The following is a 16,715-nucleotide window of genomic DNA, read 5'->3' on the forward strand; positions in this document are numbered from 1 at the left end:
AGAAAAATGAGCATAAGCAAAGGTTGTAGGCTACTCAAATTAACTTCTTCCAAAAACCTGGATTTGGGTGAACGACTCGTTGCCCTCAACGCCGATCGTGCCGAAGAGGAGCGCAACGGCATCATTCGCTGGCTCCGTCCCGACTACCAGGCACCCAACGAAGTGCAGACCCAACAGGTAATTGCCGGAGTCGTCGAAGCCGAAGAAGCCGTTATCGCCCCGGTCGAGCAAAAGCCCTTCCCCAAACAACCCAAAGAACAACTTGCCACCATCCGTGATCTCCTCCGCACCAGTGGCGGCGAATGGACAGTGGCACAAATCGCTGCTCAGTTCAAAGGGGGTGGACGGTATAAGGGTGCGATCGCCGAAAACCTGGAACGCCTCGAATGGTTTGGCGTCCTCCTCTGCCGTGAAGATGGGCACACTAAACGGTGGCAGTTTGCTGAACTTCAACAGAGTGCCTGACCCTCCCTTCATTTCCAAAAACAGGACATCTTCTCCAATGTTTGGCAGCAAAAAGGTTGAATTCATCCGTCTCTTTCAAGAATTTGCAGACGCTTTTGTATCCACGCCGGAAGGGCAAAAGCACATCAGCCTTTACGACGAAAATCGTCAAACAGGTCGCCAAAACTTTCAGAAGATTCAAGCTGCCGTAGCTCGTGGTGAAGATATCACCGACCTCGTATTGCTGAAGCTACTGCCCCATGCTGAGACAGACAGTAATGAGGCGAGAGGAGCCTGGGCTCACCATGCTCCTTCAATTTCGGGGAACTTGAAGAAGTGGTACGAGAGTGACGGCAAAAGCTACGACTGGACAGCGATCGCCCAAGCGATTTTCAACTTTGTGCAACGCTGTGACACCGACCCCACTGAGCTAAAAGATGCCTGCCTTGAATTCTCCAGCCTCACTTGCAGTAAAGGCTTTCAGGTGGGAATGCTAACCCCTATTCTCAATGCCCTCCGCCCAGACGAGTTTTTGCTGGTCAATAAGAAACCCTGGCGCGTCATTAACTACTTTGAGGACACGTCCTATAACGCGCTTCTGACTGGCTATCCGCAAATCAATACAGGGCTACGACAGATGATTCAGGCGATCGCGCCCGAAATGCGCCAAATCTGCCCTAATGTGGCTTTGCATGATGATGACCTGTTTGATATGTTCTGCCACTGGTTGGTAGCGGTGAAGAAATATACCTTCGATGTGCACTACTGGAAGATTGCACCGGGTGAAAACGCATGGCAGTGGGAAGAATGCCGTGACCAGGGTTTCATTGCGGTCGAGTGGGATGAACTCGGTGATATTTCCAAGTTAGACATCATAGATTTTTATAAGCGTCGCGACCAATTAATTACCCAACATCCAGAGTTGAAATGGAAGAAATCTGGAGTCAACCAAGTTCATACCTTCGCACAGATTAAGCCCGGTGATTATATTGTTGCCAACAAGGGTAAAACAGAAGTGCTTGGGATTGGAACGGTTACAGGGACCTATTACTTCGAGCCAAATGCTCCCAAATACAAACACCGTCTTCCAGTTCATTGGCACGACCTAACACCTAAAAAAGTTAATCAGAAAAATTGGCAAAGAACCTTGCTAGGTCTAACTTCAGAGCAGTTTGATGAATTAGGTGGTAATGCTGTTCCTTCTCACTCACCAGCAAAAACCACTAATTTCTTTACTCCAGCAACGTTCGCTTTGCTCGCGAAATGGCAAGATAATCCAGAACTGACCTTCTATTACCAGCATCAGGACGAGCTTCGCGAGCATGTTCAAGAACCATTTAATAAACTTCTGCGTTTGATTGCAACCCGCCCCTCAGCACAGATAACAACTCAAGCAGGTACAACATGGGGTACAGCATCACTGGAAGGACGCTTTGGTTTTCTTGGCTTTCTGTTTATCCGAATTACTAGCACTGGGTTGCAGTTTGGTTTTCAGATTTCTAGCCCTTATTTCCAAGCTTTAGACGAATACAATCAACGATTTCAACGAAATTATCAGAAGTATCAGGAAATACTCTTATGGGATCTCTGCGACAGTTCACCCACCTCAGTTATTCCAGCAGAATTAGTTTTACAAAGCTCAGATGAACAATTAAGTGATCATATTGTAAAAACATTTAAGCAAGCTTTTCCACTGGTTTTGCTTGCCACTTTAGATGACCCAGCTCAAGCAATACGTGAGTACATCAATTCTCTAAAAGATGATCCAACTGTCTTGCCTATAACAGTCGCTCCAACATTCACATTATCTGATTGCGCGGAGGCAACCCAACTGGATGAGAGTTTATTGCACGATTGGGTAAAGGCGCTCGATCGTAAGCGACAAGCGGTTCTGTATGGACCGCCTGGTACTGGAAAAACCTTCCTGGCTCGTCACCTTGCTCAACATTTAATCGGTGGGGGGAATGGTTTTGTCGATATGGTTCAGTTTCATCCTGCTTACACCTACGAAGATTTTATTCAGGGTATTCGTCCTAAGCGAACTGAAGGAGGATTAGATTATCCGATCGTTCCAGGTCGTTTTCTAGAGTTCTGTAAAAAGGCTCAACTTTGCGGTGAGCATAGTTGCGTCCTCATCATCGATGAATTCAACCGTGCTAACATCTCTCAAGTTTTTGGGGAGTTAATGTATCTCCTGGAATACCGGGATGAAAAAGCGTACTTGGCAAGTGGTGAAACATTTAGTATTCCTAAAAACGTTCGGATCATTTGTACGATGAATACTGCCGATCGCTCCATTGCCCTGGTTGATCACGCGCTACGTCGCCGTTTTGCCTTTCTCTACGTCCCGCCCAACTACGAAGGTCTGCGAAAGTACCACCAAGCCACTGGTTATGCCACGGAAAACCTCGTCAATGTATTGCAGCACATCAACGCTCAAATTGGTGATCCGCACTATCAGCTTGGCACCAGCTTCTTTCTGCGAGAAAACCTCGACACAGAACTCAAAAGCATCTGGCAACTGGAAATTGAGCCGTATCTGGAAGAATTCTTTTTTGACCAGTCCGACAAGATGAAAAACTTGAGATGGGCACAGGTTGAGGGGCAATTACGCCCATGAATGCTACCCATCCCATCGTTTACGAACTGACTGAGTACGCCTCAAAGCTTTTCGCCGAAGACCTCATCTCTTTAGAACTGGGAACGCTGCTCTGGCAGTCGTATGGTGCAAACGGTGCCCTGCGAAAAGGGGTGGTTGAAGTGGAATTCCCTACGCCCATCACAGGCAGACAGTGGCGACTAACGTCTCACGGATGGGTTGGCTATATTCCGCTGTCAGACGCAATAGGCTTTCGGCTTCAGCCCAAAGTAGGACTGGCAAACATCTTTGGCATGTTGGAATACGCCTACCAACTCAAGAGCTTTCATTTTCTCGATGGCTTAAGCAATTTCGACAAACTGGAAGACTTCTACAATTACTTGGCAAACATCCTGGCACGGCGTATCCGCGATCGCGCTAAGCAAGGTCTGTATCGTACTTACATCCCCAAGAGCGATCGGATGACCTTCGTGCGAGGACGCATGGACGCGCGGCAATTGGTACAACGACCGTGGGAAGTCAAAATCAAGTGCCACTACAAAGAGCACACACCTGACATTGAGGACAACCAAATTCTGCTTTGGACACTCCGCAAAATTGCCGCTTGCGGAGCCTGTAGCCCAGAAGTCCTCCCGAACGTGAGGCAGGCTTACCACGCTCTTCAGGGCACCGTCTCACTCGAATCCCATACGGCTCAAGCCTGCATTAAGCGCCTCTATCATCGTCTCAATGAAGACTATCAACCGCTTCACGCTCTCTGTCACTTTTTTCTAGAGCAGAGTGGTCCCAGCCATACCGAGGGCGATCGCAAAATGTTGCCGTTCCTCGTCAGCATGGCTCGACTCTACGAACTGTTTGTTGCAGAGTGGCTCAAAGCCCACCGGGCGACAAAACTGCTGCCTCAGAACCTGGATGTTAAAGCCCAGCATCAGGTTCACATCAACCAGGAGGGTTCGCTGTCTTTCAGCATCGATCTTGTGCTTGTTGATATCACTACGGGACAAACCCGCTATGTGCTGGATACTAAATACAAAACTCCGACCGCCCCTGGAACAGATGATGTGGCGCAAATCATCGCCTATGCAACCACTCAAGGCTGTTCCGAAGCAATTCTCATCTATCCGCAACTGCTAGAAAAGCCTCTGTATACCAGAGTGCAGCAGATTCGCGTCCGCACTCTGACCTTCGCTGTTGATGGAGACTTGCAGCAGGCAGGAGAGACATTTTTAGAGAGCTTGTTTGCTTGAGAGAAAGCGATTGCTCCCAGTCATCAAGGAATCATTTCTAGCGAGCCCATTGCCGTTAGGTGAAAATTGCTGTTGGAAGGATTTCCTAGCCGATCTCATCTAACTGATCGAGGTTAAACTTCTCCACAATTTCCTTTTGCTCTGCCTCCTCCAACCAATGCTCGATCGCTTCATTCACTAGAGCATTGACAGATGACTCCTTCACCGCTGCCAAAATTTTGAGAATCTTGTCGGTATCAGTCGGCAAGTAAACGCGGATTTGAGCTTTTTTCTCTGCCATTACGGAGTCAGGGCTAAACATCTCCTCTAGGGCTATTCTCCCTTATCGCAAGATGTATAAAGGGCAATTGTCACTATGCCCTATTGCCCTATCGTCTTAAAGCTTCTAAACTAACGTCAAAGGCCAGACCCACAGCTTTGGTCGGCACGGGGTCTGGCACTCACTCCCACTTCACTAGGAGCAGTTTCAATCCTATGCCAAATCGTTCCAAGGCAACTCGACTGTGGTGTCGTCAAACACCACCTTGCCGCACTCCTAACCCTGCCATCGTATCTACAGGGGCTTACCAGACAGGCTATCAGCAAGCATTAGCTGACTTTGCCATTGCTGATTTACTTTGCCGCCTCAAAACTTACTCCGATGCCAGCTTCGACACCACTTGGGTCGCGCTCAAATCACAGGAAGCCGAACCCCTCGCTGCCATCCTCATCCAAACCCTGACCGCCAATCTCAACGGTAGACTTCTCGCTGCCTATTTAGATGCCTTACGGAGCAGCACCCTCGACACATCGAACGCTCTGTCCAACCTGCAACTCCCACCCCCAGCAACTGACCTACCGACCACTTTCCCCGATGTCGAAATGCCTCGGTTCCTCTACGGCGATCGCCTCCGTTGGCTTTCCAATGGTGAACCCACTGACTGGGGCATCGCGATCGGCAGATTCTACAGTTTTGCGCCCCATTGCTGCTGTTGGGACTGGTGCTACCTCATCTGGCTGGATGCCAACTCACCCAGCGCCGCATGGGTGCAAGCGGACATTGCCTGGGAAGGCGACCTCGAACCAATGACAGCAGAGGAGTCCCTGTGAATCCCCGCTCTCTGACTGACCGCGAACACCACCTGATTGACCGCTACAGCTACTGTCAGCTTGGCATGACACCGCAGACCTTCTACGCCAAGTGGCACGTCAGTCAGGAAGCGATCGCGGCGATCTGTTCGCGCTCTACTTCTACCGTGCGCTGCTGGTTCCGTCGCGGTCGCAGCTATCGGCGTCCCACCGCGATCGACCTGCGTCATCTCGCCCTCATGGACTTCCTGCTGGAACACTTTGAGCAAATGCCTCCAGACCTCGTAATGGCACTCTGTCCACCCCAGCAGGACAAAACAGATGCCTAAATGGTCTGAAAGTCAATACCACCCTGACCTGTTTTACACAACTCACTCTTTATAAGGTGGTTGGAGTGTTTTGAAAGCTTGGAAAGCCGATGAGTCAGACCAGTGTGAACTATCAGCAGCAGTTACATCCGTGGTGCATTGTCCGACTCCTGCCAAATTTGAAACGGCTCACAGTCGCTCGTTGCCGTCGTCGAGGCGATGCGGAAGCCCATCTCAAACTGCTGCATCAGCAAACCGCCGCTGATTTCACCATCATCTTTGATCCATCGCCTCACTTAGACGAATCATGAACGAACCAACTGAAATAAGTACGCTGACCCCGTTCCAGAAAGCAGAGTTTGCGGCTCGTCGCTTTGCCGCCTTGCAATATAGAGACTGTAGTGCCTGGAGTGTCACCCTGCGGAAAACCTATGGCGTGAGATCGCTCTTCAAGGATCTCAAAAGCGATCTTGCCCAAGCCATTGCGCTAGAGAAAACCGATGAGCAAATCCGGGAGTCCATTCACGTTAGTCCGGATGGTGGGATGACTCAGTTCACTGCCGAGGAAGCTTACTTGATTGCCCAATCTTTGCAGTTAGACGCTCCTCTTCCAGAGTAGTACCAGGAAGCCGTTATGCCACTTTTTCCGATTACCAATTTGTATGACGAAGGCATCTCCTCGAATGTTTTCCGTGTCGTGGAAGCAGAATCTAAGTTGGCGATCGCGCTAGTTGGCAGGAGCAACTATCACCATTAACCTGACCGATTACCTGCTGTTTCCGCTAGCAAGCCTTCTTTGTTGGTGCCACCGATTGGGATGCAGGGATAACGGCGCTGGCAGCAGGAACACTCATTTTACTGATGCAGAGTACCGTCCATACTCTGCATCAAAAGACTCAATGGGGTAAATTGTTACTACATGTACACTTTCTATAATCACTTTTTAGTGAGTGATTCAAAGGCTTTCTTGGCAACCGTTTCGGCTCGCTGTGATGTTACCTTTTGGTAACGCAAAGTTGTCTGAATGTTCTGATGTCCCATTAACGCTCGCAGTTCCTCAATGCCCATCAAGCCCACCCGTTCGGTCGCGAAGGTGTGGCGCAGGTCGTGAATCCGAATGCTTTTCAGGGTTGCTTCTTGGGCAATGAAGTCAGTCCAGTCTTGATGTGCCATACGGTAGCTCAGACGACTGACTTCCAAAGTAAAGGGTTGCTGTGCTGTAAATAATGCCACACTGCTGGAATGCCTTTGATAGCGACAGTAGCGTTCTAATGCTTTTGCGGCATCTTCACTGTAGAAACACCAGCGTTGCTTGTTGCCTTTGCCCAAGACCTGAAACTTCCGTTGCTCCAGATTCAGGTCTTGCAAGTCGAGCGCTAGGATTTCGGCAATTCTTGCGCCTGTATGATGCAGGAGATGCACGAGCGCATTCAGGCGCAGATCAGAGGCGATCGTACGATACAACACTGCAAGCTGCTCTGGTGTCAGATAACGAATGACGGCATCGCTCCGATGTTCACCTTTCGCCTGGTCTGGTTTTCGCCGTTTCAGCTGAGCGATCGGGTTGGCTTTCAGATAGCCTTGCTCTACGGCGAAGTTGAACAATGCCTGGATAATCGCTTGATGACGGTGATGAGTGGTGTAGGAAATCTCAGTCAGGTTGTTGAGATAGTCCTGTAACGTTTGGCGAGTCAAGATTTCGATCGGTAATCGCCCGTATTCTTGCAGCAGGGGCATCAGCGTCGATTCATAGGAACGCAAGGTCGTATGAGCCAAACCGGGGCGTTGCAAAAAGGCGATGGTGACTGTAGCGAGTGAAGTAGTCATTTACCTTAATGAGGGTAGTCGAAATGACAGCGAAACTGAACAAATAATATAGTCTTAAGAGAAATAGATTTACGTACACTTTAATGCCACTTTTACAGCAAGAACTGGCTCCAAACCCTGAAGAAACCCTGGCAAATTACGTCAGGCGGGTGCGGATGAGCCTGGGGCTGAGCCAGAAAGAACTGGCAGGACGCGCAGGGGTTCACCTACAAAGTGTAGGCAAAATCGAGCGTGGGCAGACGACTCGATTGAAGCAAGCACCTAAAAGCGGCTTGGCTTATGCATTGGGTGTCCCTGTGGAGTATTTGGATGCGGTCTGTAAGGGAGTAGCAGTAGAGGCGATCGCCTCACTCAAGTTCTGCCCCCGCTGCTGGGTACCTGGAACCCCACCCGACCCCATGTGGACGACAACTCGTTCTAAATATTGCTTTGCCTGTAGCAGTGCATTGTGTGATCGCTGTCCAGATTGCCACAAGCCCGTTGAATCCCTCAAATTTCGATTCTGTCCATACTGTGGTCAGAGTTACAAGAAGTGAAAAGTAGGTTCAAGCACATCTCGTAATTTCTTGGATCAGGAAATGCCACTCAAGAGATCTATTCGTTTTTCCAGGGAACGTGTGGATATTACAAGGAAGCTTGCTGCGCTGCTTGCTTAGCTTTGCCCAACTTCAATGCTGAATTATAGGGCTGACTATCGCAGCTTGACCTTCTGCGGAGCAGTGCGGCGAACAGATGAATTGAGCGTGACCAAGAAGATAGTGATTAGAGAGTGTACAAGCGGCTCTGGAGCAGGCTTGGACTCATTCGCGCTGAGAAAGGGGCAAGAGACCAACACAATCTCCGCTCAGCTTGCTCCGGTTGTTACCATTGGGTGCTGCTGACGAAGCTAGCTGAATGTATGCTCATAGATAGTAAAGAGGCGAGAAAGCTATGCGTTCTATGCGTCAAGCTCTAGCAGTCTTCGGCATCAGTACAGTACTTAGTGGGTCAGCATTGCTTGTCCAAGCTCAAAGCGTGCCATCCTTCTCGGTTCAAGCGAGCGCTGCGGACTTGCTCAACCAGGGACAAGCAAAGGCGAAGCGAGGCGACTATCAGGGCGCGATCGCTGCTTACACCCAAGCTCTTCAAGTCAGCGAGAGTAGCATCAAGTCGCTAGATGATTCGATTACTCGTCATCAACTTTTCCTGCAAGAAACTCAAGCACTGAAGCAATTAGAAACTGATTTAGCTGATGCAACAGCGGGTGACTTGTAAGCTCCTGAGCTTTCAAGCTACATAGTTTTATAACCTCACGACTGAACCTTACGACTGACTGCTACTATGATGACCTTTGATCATCCACCCCGCATTCTGTTCCTCTACGGCTCTCTACGAGAGCGTTCCTACAGTCGCTTGGTGGCAGAAGAAGCGGCACGTATCATGCAGGAGTTTGGGGCAGAGGTGAAGTTTTTCGATCCGCGTGAGTTGCCAATTTACGGCAGCGTCCCTGATACCCATCCCAAAGTGCAAGAACTGCGCGAGTTGAGTCTGTGGTCTGAGGGACAAGTCTGGTCCAGCCCAGAGATGCACGGTCAAATTACAGGCATCATCAAGAACCAGCTTGATTGGATTCCCCTCAGCCTTGGCGCAGTCAGACCGACACAAGGCAGAACATTAGCGGTCATGCAAGTCTCTGGTGGCTCTCAATCCTTCAATGCTGTTAATACTCTCCGTCTTCTCGGTCGCTGGATGCGGATGTTCACTATTCCCAATCAATCCTCAGTGGCGAAGCCTATCAGGAATTCCATGAAGACGGCACGATGAAGGACTCGCCCTACCGCGATCGCGTGGTTGATGTGATGGAAGAACTCTACAAATTCACCCTGCTGCTACGAGAGCAGATGGATTATCTGACCGATCGCTACAGCGAACTGAAGGAGAAGGCAGCTAAGGGAGCGGCTTCAGCCGACACTCCCCATAGTGTTGAGCTAAAAAAGATGTAACGTATAACAGTCCTCATTTCATTCCCTAAATTAAGGGCAAGCGTACAGTGAATGTGCTGCCCCTGCTCAACTCACTCTCGACTGTAATGCTGCCATGATGCGATTGGGCGGTCGCCTTTGCAATTGCCAGTCCCAACCCTACTCCTCCAGTTTGGCGAGAGCGATCAGAACTCACTCGGTAAAAGCGATCGAAAATACGGGATTGGTCTACTGAGGCGATGCCAATGCCATTGTCTTGAACCTGGATCAACGCGTGGGATTCATCTCGCTCTAAAATCACTGTTACGATTCCACCAGGGGGAGTGTATTGCAGGGCGTTGACGATGAGGTTAGAAAATAAGCGTCCCAGTTGATTTTCATCACCCATGACATACAGCGGCTCCTTGACTCGAAACTGCGTTAATAGCTTGATGGAAGCGGCAATTTCTAACACTAATAAGCTTTCTACTAAATCAGAAAGCAAGTCGTTGAGGCAACAGGTTTGACGTTTTTCTGCCAAAACCTTTTGATCTATCCGAGACAGCAACAAGAGATCTTGTACTAGGCTTGCTAGGCGATTGTTTTGGCGATCGACTACCGCTAATGTTTCCTGCATTTCTTCAGTTGACAGATCATCCTCATCCTGAACCGACTCAACAGTGGCACGGATGGCAGCTATGGGAGTGCGGAGTTCGTGGGCAGCGTCAGCGGTGAACTGTTGCATTTGTTGATAGGACTGGTAGACGGGTCGCATCGCCAGCCCAGCCAGCCACCACCCTGCGCCTGCAACCGCCAGCATGGAGAGCGGTAGCCCAACTGCCAGTAATAGTCGCAGCGTGGTGAGATAGTCGTCATACTCTTTTAGTGATCGCCCGATTTGCATGTAGCCCCAAGCAGACCCAGTGGCAGTTTTTAGCAACAGCGTCGTTTGGTGATAGCGCGTGCCGCTCTGGTTGCGTAACGTGTTCCAGCCCTCTTTGGTGGCTGGTGGTGGCAACCCATCTGGCTGACTGCCCAAACTCGCCAACAGTTGTCCAGACTGCGTAAAGAAGCGGATGTAGTAGCTGCCTTGTTGCACAATGCCGAGGATATGCCGATTTTGAGCGTCATTGGAGCAATCCGTTTCGGCAAGACACAATCCTGGTAAGGCTTGCGTGCTCGCAGGCTCAAGGTGATCGGGTTGTTTGAGCTTTGGTTCCAGAGTGTCGTGCAGCGTCCCCGAAATCGATTCCAGTTCTTGTTCAACCGCTTGCCAATGAGCAACGGCTAACATTTGGTGGGTGCACAGTCCGCTCAAGCTTAAGATTAAGCCCATGACTCCGGCATAACAGCCTGCAAGTTGAGCACGAGTGCGGTTGAACAGCTTATTTTGGCGCATAAGGAACGTTGAATCGGTAGCCAATGCCATGCATCGTTTCAATGAGCCCGTCACATCCGACTTCCGCAAGCTTACGTCGCAGTAGCCGAATTTGAGCAGCTACCGCGTTGTTGGTTGGCTCTGCGCCGACTTCCCAGAGTTGATTCATGATTTGCTGGCTCGTTACCACCTGGCTGGGATGTTTCATAAAGTATTCCAGTGTCTGAAACTCTTTTGCGGTTAGAGCAATCGGGGCTTGTTGACCCTTAGAATCTTGCCAGGAAACCGTGTGTGCGCCGTAGTCGAGCATCAGCTTACCGACTTGAAGTTGTTGGGGGTGAAGTTCGGGCGATCGCCTTTGCAGCGCCCGCAGGCGTGCCAAAAGTTCTGCCATACCAAACGGCTTGACCAGATAATCATCGGCTCCGGCATCGAGTCCAGCGACTTTATCTTCCATGCGATCTCTCGCAGTCAGCAGCAGAATGGGGAGTGGGTTATGCTGACGGCGGAGCCGTTGGCACAACTCTACACCAGTCAGTCCGGGTAGCATCCAGTCTAAAATGGCTAAAGTATAGTGAACGCTGGAGTTATCAAGGTAAGCCCAAGCTTCGCTGCCATCTTGAACCCAGTCCACCACGTACCTTTCTCGATGCAGGACACGATGAATTGCGGTACCTAAATCGGGTTCATCTTCCACCAGTAACACTCGCATACGATCGCTTGATAAACAGCCGTACCTGTCTGGCAACGCTGTGCTCTGAACCAGAGGTGTTCATTGAAACACCTCCGATGGTTAGGAAAAGCTCAATCAATCAGTCCAAGGAGACTAACGACACCTACTTTCCTGATGGCGCTGGGGGATTCATTCCAGGCATTTTGTTCTCACTGTCGTTCATCTTTTTCTCCATCATTTTTTTGCAGCACTCACAACCGCTCATTTGCTCAGTCTGAGCGGCAGGTTTCTGATTCTCTGGAGCAACAGGTTTCTGATTCTCTTGAGCCAAACCACTACCAACCGCGATCGTTGCAATGGACAGTAGGGCGATCACGCCAGCAGCAGCAACCTTAATTCCGTGTAATTTGTTCATGTTTGCTCCTAACTGAATCATTAAACAGACTATCAAAGGCTCTTTCAGAGCAGCCCTATTTCCAGCTTAAGGCTGAGAAATGAAATCAGCATGAAATGAAACTCAGTCTTATTGCTTAAAGCTGAAGCGCCCATTCACCTTCTCGCCGTTGATGTCTGACAGAATGGCAACTTTGTACTCTCCTGCAGCAGCACTGGGCAGGATTGCCGTGTAATGCTTATCGCCAGCGTCATACTTCATGGGTAACGCTTTCTGACTGCCGTCGGGTAATTGTAGTTGAGCCGTGACCTTTGCATTGGGAATCGGTTCGTGGTTGTCGCCTTTTTGCAAGAAGAAGTCGATGTGAGTCGCTGTTGCTTCTTTTGCAGTTACGAGCTCTAGATGATAGACACCTGACTCAATGACTTGTCCGCCCTGCCCACCGTGATTCTCACCAGTCTCAGCTTTAGCAGCAGGAGCAGCGGCAGTAGAAGGTTGAGTTGCTACAGGCGCAGAAGCCGCAGGGCTACTGGTAGGAGCGGTTGATTGGTTGCCACTGCTGCAAGCGCCCAAGAAGAGCAGTCCGATCGCCGTCATTGTCATCACATTCATTTTCAATTGCATGATGTTTCTCCTGATTGAATGAACAAAACTGTTTGACTCAAACGGTTAAGCCTTTCCTGACAAACGTTCCATCTCTGATTGGGAGACTTTGCCGTTCTCAACGATTGACCGTTTGGGAAAGAGATACTTGCCGAACTTGGCGTAGAGCGCAGGTAAGATCAGCAGCGTCAGGGCGGTAGAGGTGAAGAGTCCACCTAGAACAACGATCGACAACGGCTGTAGTAACTCTTTCCCAGGTCCACCAGCCACAACCAGAGGCGCTAATCCTAAGGCTGAGGTAAACGCTGTCATCAGGATCGCGTTAAGTCGTTCCATCGACCCTTGGATGAGCAAATCTTTCAACGGTATGCCAGCGGCAAATTTGGTGTTGTAGTTGTCTACCAGCAGCAAACCATTGCGGGTGGCAACCCCAAACAGCGTGACAAAGCCCACGAGTGAGGCGATAGACAAAATGCCGCCCGTCATTGCCACTGCAATTACGCCACCGACCAACGCTAGAGGCAGATTGATCATAATCATGACGGTGGACGCAACCGATTTCACCGAGAGATACATGATGATCGTGATGACAACGAAGGCGATCGCACTAAAGAGCACAATGTTTTGGCTGGCGCGTTCCTCCGCTTCAAATTGCCCCGCGTACTGGATGTAGTAACCAGCAGGAAGCTGCACCTGTTGTTTGACGTTGGCTTGAATATTATTCACGACCGAGCGCAAGTCTCGCCCCTGGGCGTTAGCAGCGACTACCAGCAAGCGAGAGACATTTTCCCGGTTAATCGTGTTTGGTCCCGTGCCGTCCTTAACCGTTGCCACCTGTGCCAGTGGAATCTTATTGCCACTGGGCGTATCAACCCTTAAGTTGCCAATGGTGTCTAAGCTTTGACGGGCTTCTGGTTCTAGCCACACCACCAGGTCGAAGGTTTGCTGTTGCTCCAACACTTGCGACACCACTCGTCCATTCAGCGCGGTTTCAATCGTTTCTGACAGTTGCCCGATCGTTAAACCATAGCGAGCAGCGGCAACGCGATCGAACTGAAGCTGAATCTGCTCGACTGGAATTTGCGGTTCCAACTGGAGATCGACAATGCCTTCAACTGACTGCATGGCATCATTCACCTGCTGTCCCAGAGTGCGGAGTTGTTCCAGTTCAGGACCGAAGATTTTGACGGCGATCGCGCTTCGCACCCCGGACAGCACTTCATCCATCCGGTGCGAAATGAAGCCACCGACATTTGGTGCGGCTCCTGGCACTTTGCTAAACTCCTCGCGTAACAGTTCCACGCTGGCTTTGCGGTCTTTCATGCCCGTCTCGCTCAACTCCACATCCAGGTGAGCCAGATTCACACCTGCGGCATCCGCATCACCTGCTGCTCGTCCCGATCGCACTTGAATGCTTTGAAAGCGGGGATTGTCTTTCAGCTTGTGTTCCAGCACGGAAGCAGCGCTATTTGTTGCTTCCAGCGATGAGCCAGGGTAGAGCAGCAGCGTGTTAACCAGCGATTGCTCCTGAAACTCTGGGAGAAAGGTGCGCCCAAACGACGGCACCACGATTACCGCCGCTACTAAACTTGCTGCCGCGATGCCGAAAATAACAGTCGATCGTCGCATCGCAAACGTGAGCAGCGGTAGATACAGTCTTTTGAAAAACCGGGCAACCCACGGTTCTCGTTCGGGCAAGCGACCATAGGGCAGCAAAAGCGCGCACAGAGCAGGCGTGACGGTCAAGGCGACGACGCTAGACGCTAACACTGCCGCCAGGTAGCCCAAGCCCATTGGGATGAAAATACTGCCTTCGACACCCGTGAGCGCAAAGATGGGCGAGAAGACAACGACGGTAATAATCGTGGCTCCAAACACCGAATCGCGCACTTCCTGACACCCTTCAAAAACGACTTCTAAAACAGGGCGGGGCTTGGGAGCATATTTGTTTTCTCGCAGACAGCGGTAGACGTTTTCAGCATCGACGATCGCATCATCCACCGCAGAGCCGATCGCCACTGCCAAACCTCCCAGCGTCATGGTGTTCAAGCCTTGTCCGAGCCAGTTGAGCGCCAACACACCGATCAACAAGGACAGGGGCAAAGCCGCCAAACACACCGCTAAGTTGCGCCAGTTCATCAAGAACGGAATCAGGATCAAGGCAACGATAATGCTGCCTTCGACTAAGGCTTCCCGCACATTCTCAATCGACGCATCAATATAAGTTTCCTGGCGAAAGGTTGTTGCCACCTGAATCCCTTCTGGCAAGCCTGCTTTCACCTCTGCCATTGCAGCTTCCACAGCGCGGGTGACAGTGGGTGTATCGGCTTGTGGCTGTTTATTGACGATCGCAACGACCGCTTTTTGGGCGTTGACACTGGCATCCCCACGCTTCACGGCGGCCCCGATTTTGACCTCAGCAACGTCTGTAATGCTGACGGGTGTACCATTACGAGCCGTAATCACGGATTGCTTCAAGGCTTCAATGTCTTCAATCCGCCCGATGCCTCGGATCAGCTTCTCGCGATCGGGTGTGATCAAATAGCCGCCTGGCGCATTCACGTTTGCTGCTGCCACGGCTTCTGATACATCTTGGAGGGAGACGTTGAACGCCTGCAATTTCTCAGGCGCAACCAGCACTTGATACTGCCGCACATCGCCACCAAAGACGATCACTTGCGTGACTCCTGGCACTGCCAGCAAGCGGTTTGTCACCTGCCAATCGACAATGCGCCGCACGTCCATCAAGTCAGTGGTTTGAGAGGTGAAGGCGTAGGTGACGATCGTGCCAATCGGTGAACTGATGGGCGCAATTTGTGGAGTCTCAATGCCTTCTGGCAGTTTACTTTGAGCGGACTGTAACCGTTCCGTCACAAGCTGTCGAGCTTGATAAATGTCGGTGCCCCAGTTAAACACCACGCGCACCACCGAGATACTGGCGGCACTGGAAGACCGCACGGCTGAAACTCCTGGTGTACCATTGATGGCACTCTCGATCGGCAGCGTCACCAGCGATTCCACCTCTTCAGGCGCGAGTCCGGGTGCTTCCGTCTGAATTTCCACTTGCGGTGGTGCAAAGGTGGGAAAGACATCCAGCGGCATTTGGCTGATGGTGCGAACAATCCAGATGGTCAGGATCATGGCACCCAAAATCACCAACCAGCGGCGGGCGATCGCCCACTTAATAATGGCACTCAGCATAAGCGAATTAAAAAATTAAGTGGTTCTATTACTGCCAGACAGAGAAGGGGCACAGGGTTGCCCATGACACGGGTTGACCTCCACAACAACGTGAGCAAGATGCTCGATGTTAGTCAGCAATTTTTTGTAATGCTCTGGGGCTTTGGGGTAATGCGTTACCAGTGAGACGATCGCTGCCAAGTGATCTTGACCAACAGACCACAGATGAAGGTCAACAACGCGGCTATCAGAGTCCTCTTCAATTGCGGATGTAACGGCTGCTCTTGTTTTTCGATCAGAGGCTCCGTCCAGTAATACTGAACTGGTATCTTGGAGCAAGCCGAACGCCCATCGGGTGATCAATGCTGCGCCGACCAAACCCATCGCCGGGTCTAACCAATTCCAGGCAAGGAGTTTTCCTGCCAGCAACGCAACGATGGCAAAAACAGAGGTAAGCGCATCCGCCAAGACATGAATGTAAGCCGCCCGCAGATTGTAATCATGAGGGTGGTCGTGACCATGAGAATGATCATGGTGTTCCTGAAGTAGAAAACCACTGATTAGATTGATCACCAGTCCAAAGATCGCGACCCCGATCGCTTCATTAAACTGGATGACCTGAGGTTGAAAGAAGCGGGAGATCGACTCCAGCGCCATCACCAGCGCAATTACGGCAAGCGCGGTCGCACTCGCAAAACCACCAAGAGCGCTGACTTTTCCAGTGCCAAAGGTATATTTTGGACTGCTTGAGTAGCGACGAGCATATCGATAAGCAAAGATAGCGATCCCAAAAGCGGCTGTATGAGTTGCCATGTGCCAGCCATCGGCTAACAAAGCCATTGAACCAAAGAGAGTGCCAGCGATAATTTCAACAATCATCGTGGTGGCTGTCAGCAGCATGACCTTCTGGGTGCTTTTTTCTGCTTCATACTGGTTGGCGGAGAAATCGTGAGTGTGCTCCCACTGTTCGAGATTATGGATGTGCATGGAGTCCTCTACAAAAATCTTGTCCTATTGCCGCGATTCAGCATCGAGAGATCGCCCATTGAATGAT

At 50.7% G+C, this 16,715-nt stretch carries 18 protein-coding genes and 1 pseudogene; 11 read left to right on the forward strand and 8 right to left on the reverse strand.

Going from position 1 to position 16,715, the window contains the following annotated elements; genetic code table 11:
* Positions 1-6: 6 nt before the first annotated feature.
* From AC5JO6_RS22355 to AC5JO6_RS22365, 3 genes are all read left to right on the forward strand, one after another.
* Positions 7-465: a hypothetical protein gene (locus tag AC5JO6_RS22355; RefSeq protein WP_496083240.1), complete on the forward strand. Its 459-nt coding sequence runs from the start codon at positions 7-9 to the stop codon at positions 463-465.
* Positions 466-844: 379 nt separating this feature from the next.
* Entirely contained in the window at positions 845-3,064 is a 2,220-nt protein-coding gene (locus tag AC5JO6_RS22360; protein WP_496083241.1) for an AAA family ATPase, read from the forward strand.
* Positions 3,061-4,290 (forward strand): McrC family protein, encoded by a 1,230-nt coding sequence (locus AC5JO6_RS22365; protein ID WP_496083242.1) that lies wholly within the window; start codon positions 3,061-3,063, stop codon positions 4,288-4,290. Before AC5JO6_RS22360 ends, AC5JO6_RS22365 begins: the two co-directional genes overlap by 4 nt.
* Positions 4,291-4,375: 85 nt before the next feature.
* On the opposite strand, the gene AC5JO6_RS22370 is transcribed toward AC5JO6_RS22365, so the two are convergent.
* Complete coding sequence (locus AC5JO6_RS22370) at positions 4,376-4,570, reverse strand: ribbon-helix-helix domain-containing protein (RefSeq protein WP_496083243.1); 195 nt, start codon at positions 4,568-4,570, stop codon at positions 4,376-4,378.
* Between the two features lie 194 nt (positions 4,571-4,764).
* On the opposite strand from AC5JO6_RS22370, the gene AC5JO6_RS22375 reads away from it, so the two are divergent.
* The 5 genes from AC5JO6_RS22375 to AC5JO6_RS22395 all read left to right on the forward strand — a co-directional run bounded on the left by AC5JO6_RS22375 (position 4,765) and on the right by AC5JO6_RS22395 (position 6,423).
* The gene (locus tag AC5JO6_RS22375; protein WP_496083244.1) at positions 4,765-5,379 is read left to right on the forward strand and encodes a hypothetical protein; all 615 of its coding nucleotides are present in this window, start codon (positions 4,765-4,767) and stop codon (positions 5,377-5,379) included.
* Positions 5,376-5,687 carry a helix-turn-helix domain-containing protein gene (locus tag AC5JO6_RS22380; protein WP_496083245.1) on the forward strand — a complete coding sequence of 104 codons (312 nt, stop codon included), beginning with the start codon at positions 5,376-5,378 and terminating at the stop codon, positions 5,685-5,687. Before AC5JO6_RS22375 ends, AC5JO6_RS22380 begins: the two co-directional genes overlap by 4 nt.
* An 89-nt stretch (positions 5,688-5,776) precedes the next feature.
* A complete protein-coding gene (locus tag AC5JO6_RS22385; RefSeq protein WP_496083246.1) occupies positions 5,777-5,977 on the forward strand; it encodes a hypothetical protein in 201 nt (66 codons plus the stop codon).
* Complete coding sequence (locus tag AC5JO6_RS22390) at positions 5,974-6,285, forward strand: hypothetical protein (RefSeq protein WP_496083247.1); 312 nt, start codon at positions 5,974-5,976, stop codon at positions 6,283-6,285. The genes AC5JO6_RS22385 and AC5JO6_RS22390 overlap by 4 nt, the downstream gene beginning before the upstream one ends.
* A 15-nt stretch (positions 6,286-6,300) precedes the next feature.
* Complete coding sequence (locus tag AC5JO6_RS22395; protein ID WP_496083248.1) at positions 6,301-6,423, forward strand: hypothetical protein; 123 nt, start codon at positions 6,301-6,303, stop codon at positions 6,421-6,423.
* Between the two features lie 179 nt (positions 6,424-6,602).
* On the opposite strand, the gene AC5JO6_RS22400 is transcribed toward AC5JO6_RS22395, so the two are convergent.
* The gene (locus AC5JO6_RS22400) at positions 6,603-7,493 is read right to left on the reverse strand and encodes a tyrosine-type recombinase/integrase (protein ID WP_496083249.1); all 891 of its coding nucleotides are present in this window, start codon (positions 7,491-7,493) and stop codon (positions 6,603-6,605) included.
* A gap of 83 nt (positions 7,494-7,576) precedes the next feature.
* On the opposite strand from AC5JO6_RS22400, the gene AC5JO6_RS22405 reads away from it, so the two are divergent.
* The 3 genes and pseudogenes from AC5JO6_RS22405 to arsH all read left to right on the forward strand — a co-directional run bounded on the left by AC5JO6_RS22405 (position 7,577) and on the right by arsH (position 9,475).
* Positions 7,577-8,029, forward strand: a complete 453-nt coding sequence (locus tag AC5JO6_RS22405; RefSeq protein WP_496083250.1) for a helix-turn-helix domain-containing protein — start codon at positions 7,577-7,579, stop codon at positions 8,027-8,029.
* A 394-nt stretch (positions 8,030-8,423) separates the two neighbouring features.
* On the forward strand, positions 8,424-8,747 hold the full coding sequence (locus tag AC5JO6_RS22410; RefSeq protein WP_496083251.1) for a tetratricopeptide repeat protein: 324 nt from the start codon (positions 8,424-8,426) through the stop codon (positions 8,745-8,747).
* A 66-nt stretch (positions 8,748-8,813) separates the two neighbouring features.
* Positions 8,814-9,475: pseudogene (gene arsH, locus AC5JO6_RS22415) on the forward strand (arsenical resistance protein ArsH).
* Between the two features lie 25 nt (positions 9,476-9,500).
* Here arsH and rppB read toward each other — a convergent pair.
* The 6 genes from rppB to dmeF all read right to left on the reverse strand — a co-directional run bounded on the left by rppB (position 9,501) and on the right by dmeF (position 16,648).
* On the reverse strand, positions 9,501-10,832 hold the full coding sequence (rppB, locus tag AC5JO6_RS22420; protein ID WP_496083252.1) for a two-component system sensor histidine kinase RppB: 1,332 nt from the start codon (positions 10,830-10,832) through the stop codon (positions 9,501-9,503).
* Positions 10,819-11,523 (reverse strand): two-component system response regulator RppA, encoded by a 705-nt coding sequence (gene rppA, locus AC5JO6_RS22425; protein ID WP_496083253.1) that lies wholly within the window; start codon positions 11,521-11,523, stop codon positions 10,819-10,821. Before rppA ends, rppB begins: the two co-directional genes overlap by 14 nt.
* 124 nt (positions 11,524-11,647) lie before the next feature.
* Complete coding sequence (locus AC5JO6_RS22430) at positions 11,648-11,899, reverse strand: hypothetical protein (protein ID WP_496083254.1); 252 nt, start codon at positions 11,897-11,899, stop codon at positions 11,648-11,650.
* Between the two features lie 108 nt (positions 11,900-12,007).
* Positions 12,008-12,505: a copper resistance CopC family protein gene (locus AC5JO6_RS22435; RefSeq protein ID WP_496083319.1), complete on the reverse strand. Its 498-nt coding sequence runs from the start codon at positions 12,503-12,505 to the stop codon at positions 12,008-12,010.
* Between the two features lie 42 nt (positions 12,506-12,547).
* Positions 12,548-15,682 carry an efflux RND transporter permease subunit gene (locus tag AC5JO6_RS22440; RefSeq protein WP_496083255.1) on the reverse strand — a complete coding sequence of 1,045 codons (3,135 nt, stop codon included), beginning with the start codon at positions 15,680-15,682 and terminating at the stop codon, positions 12,548-12,550.
* A gap of 15 nt (positions 15,683-15,697) precedes the next feature.
* The gene (gene dmeF, locus AC5JO6_RS22445) at positions 15,698-16,648 is read right to left on the reverse strand and encodes a CDF family Co(II)/Ni(II) efflux transporter DmeF (protein WP_496083256.1); all 951 of its coding nucleotides are present in this window, start codon (positions 16,646-16,648) and stop codon (positions 15,698-15,700) included.
* Positions 16,649-16,715 lie beyond the last annotated feature (67 nt).

It is taken from the genome of Tildeniella sp. (genome assembly GCF_059505325.1).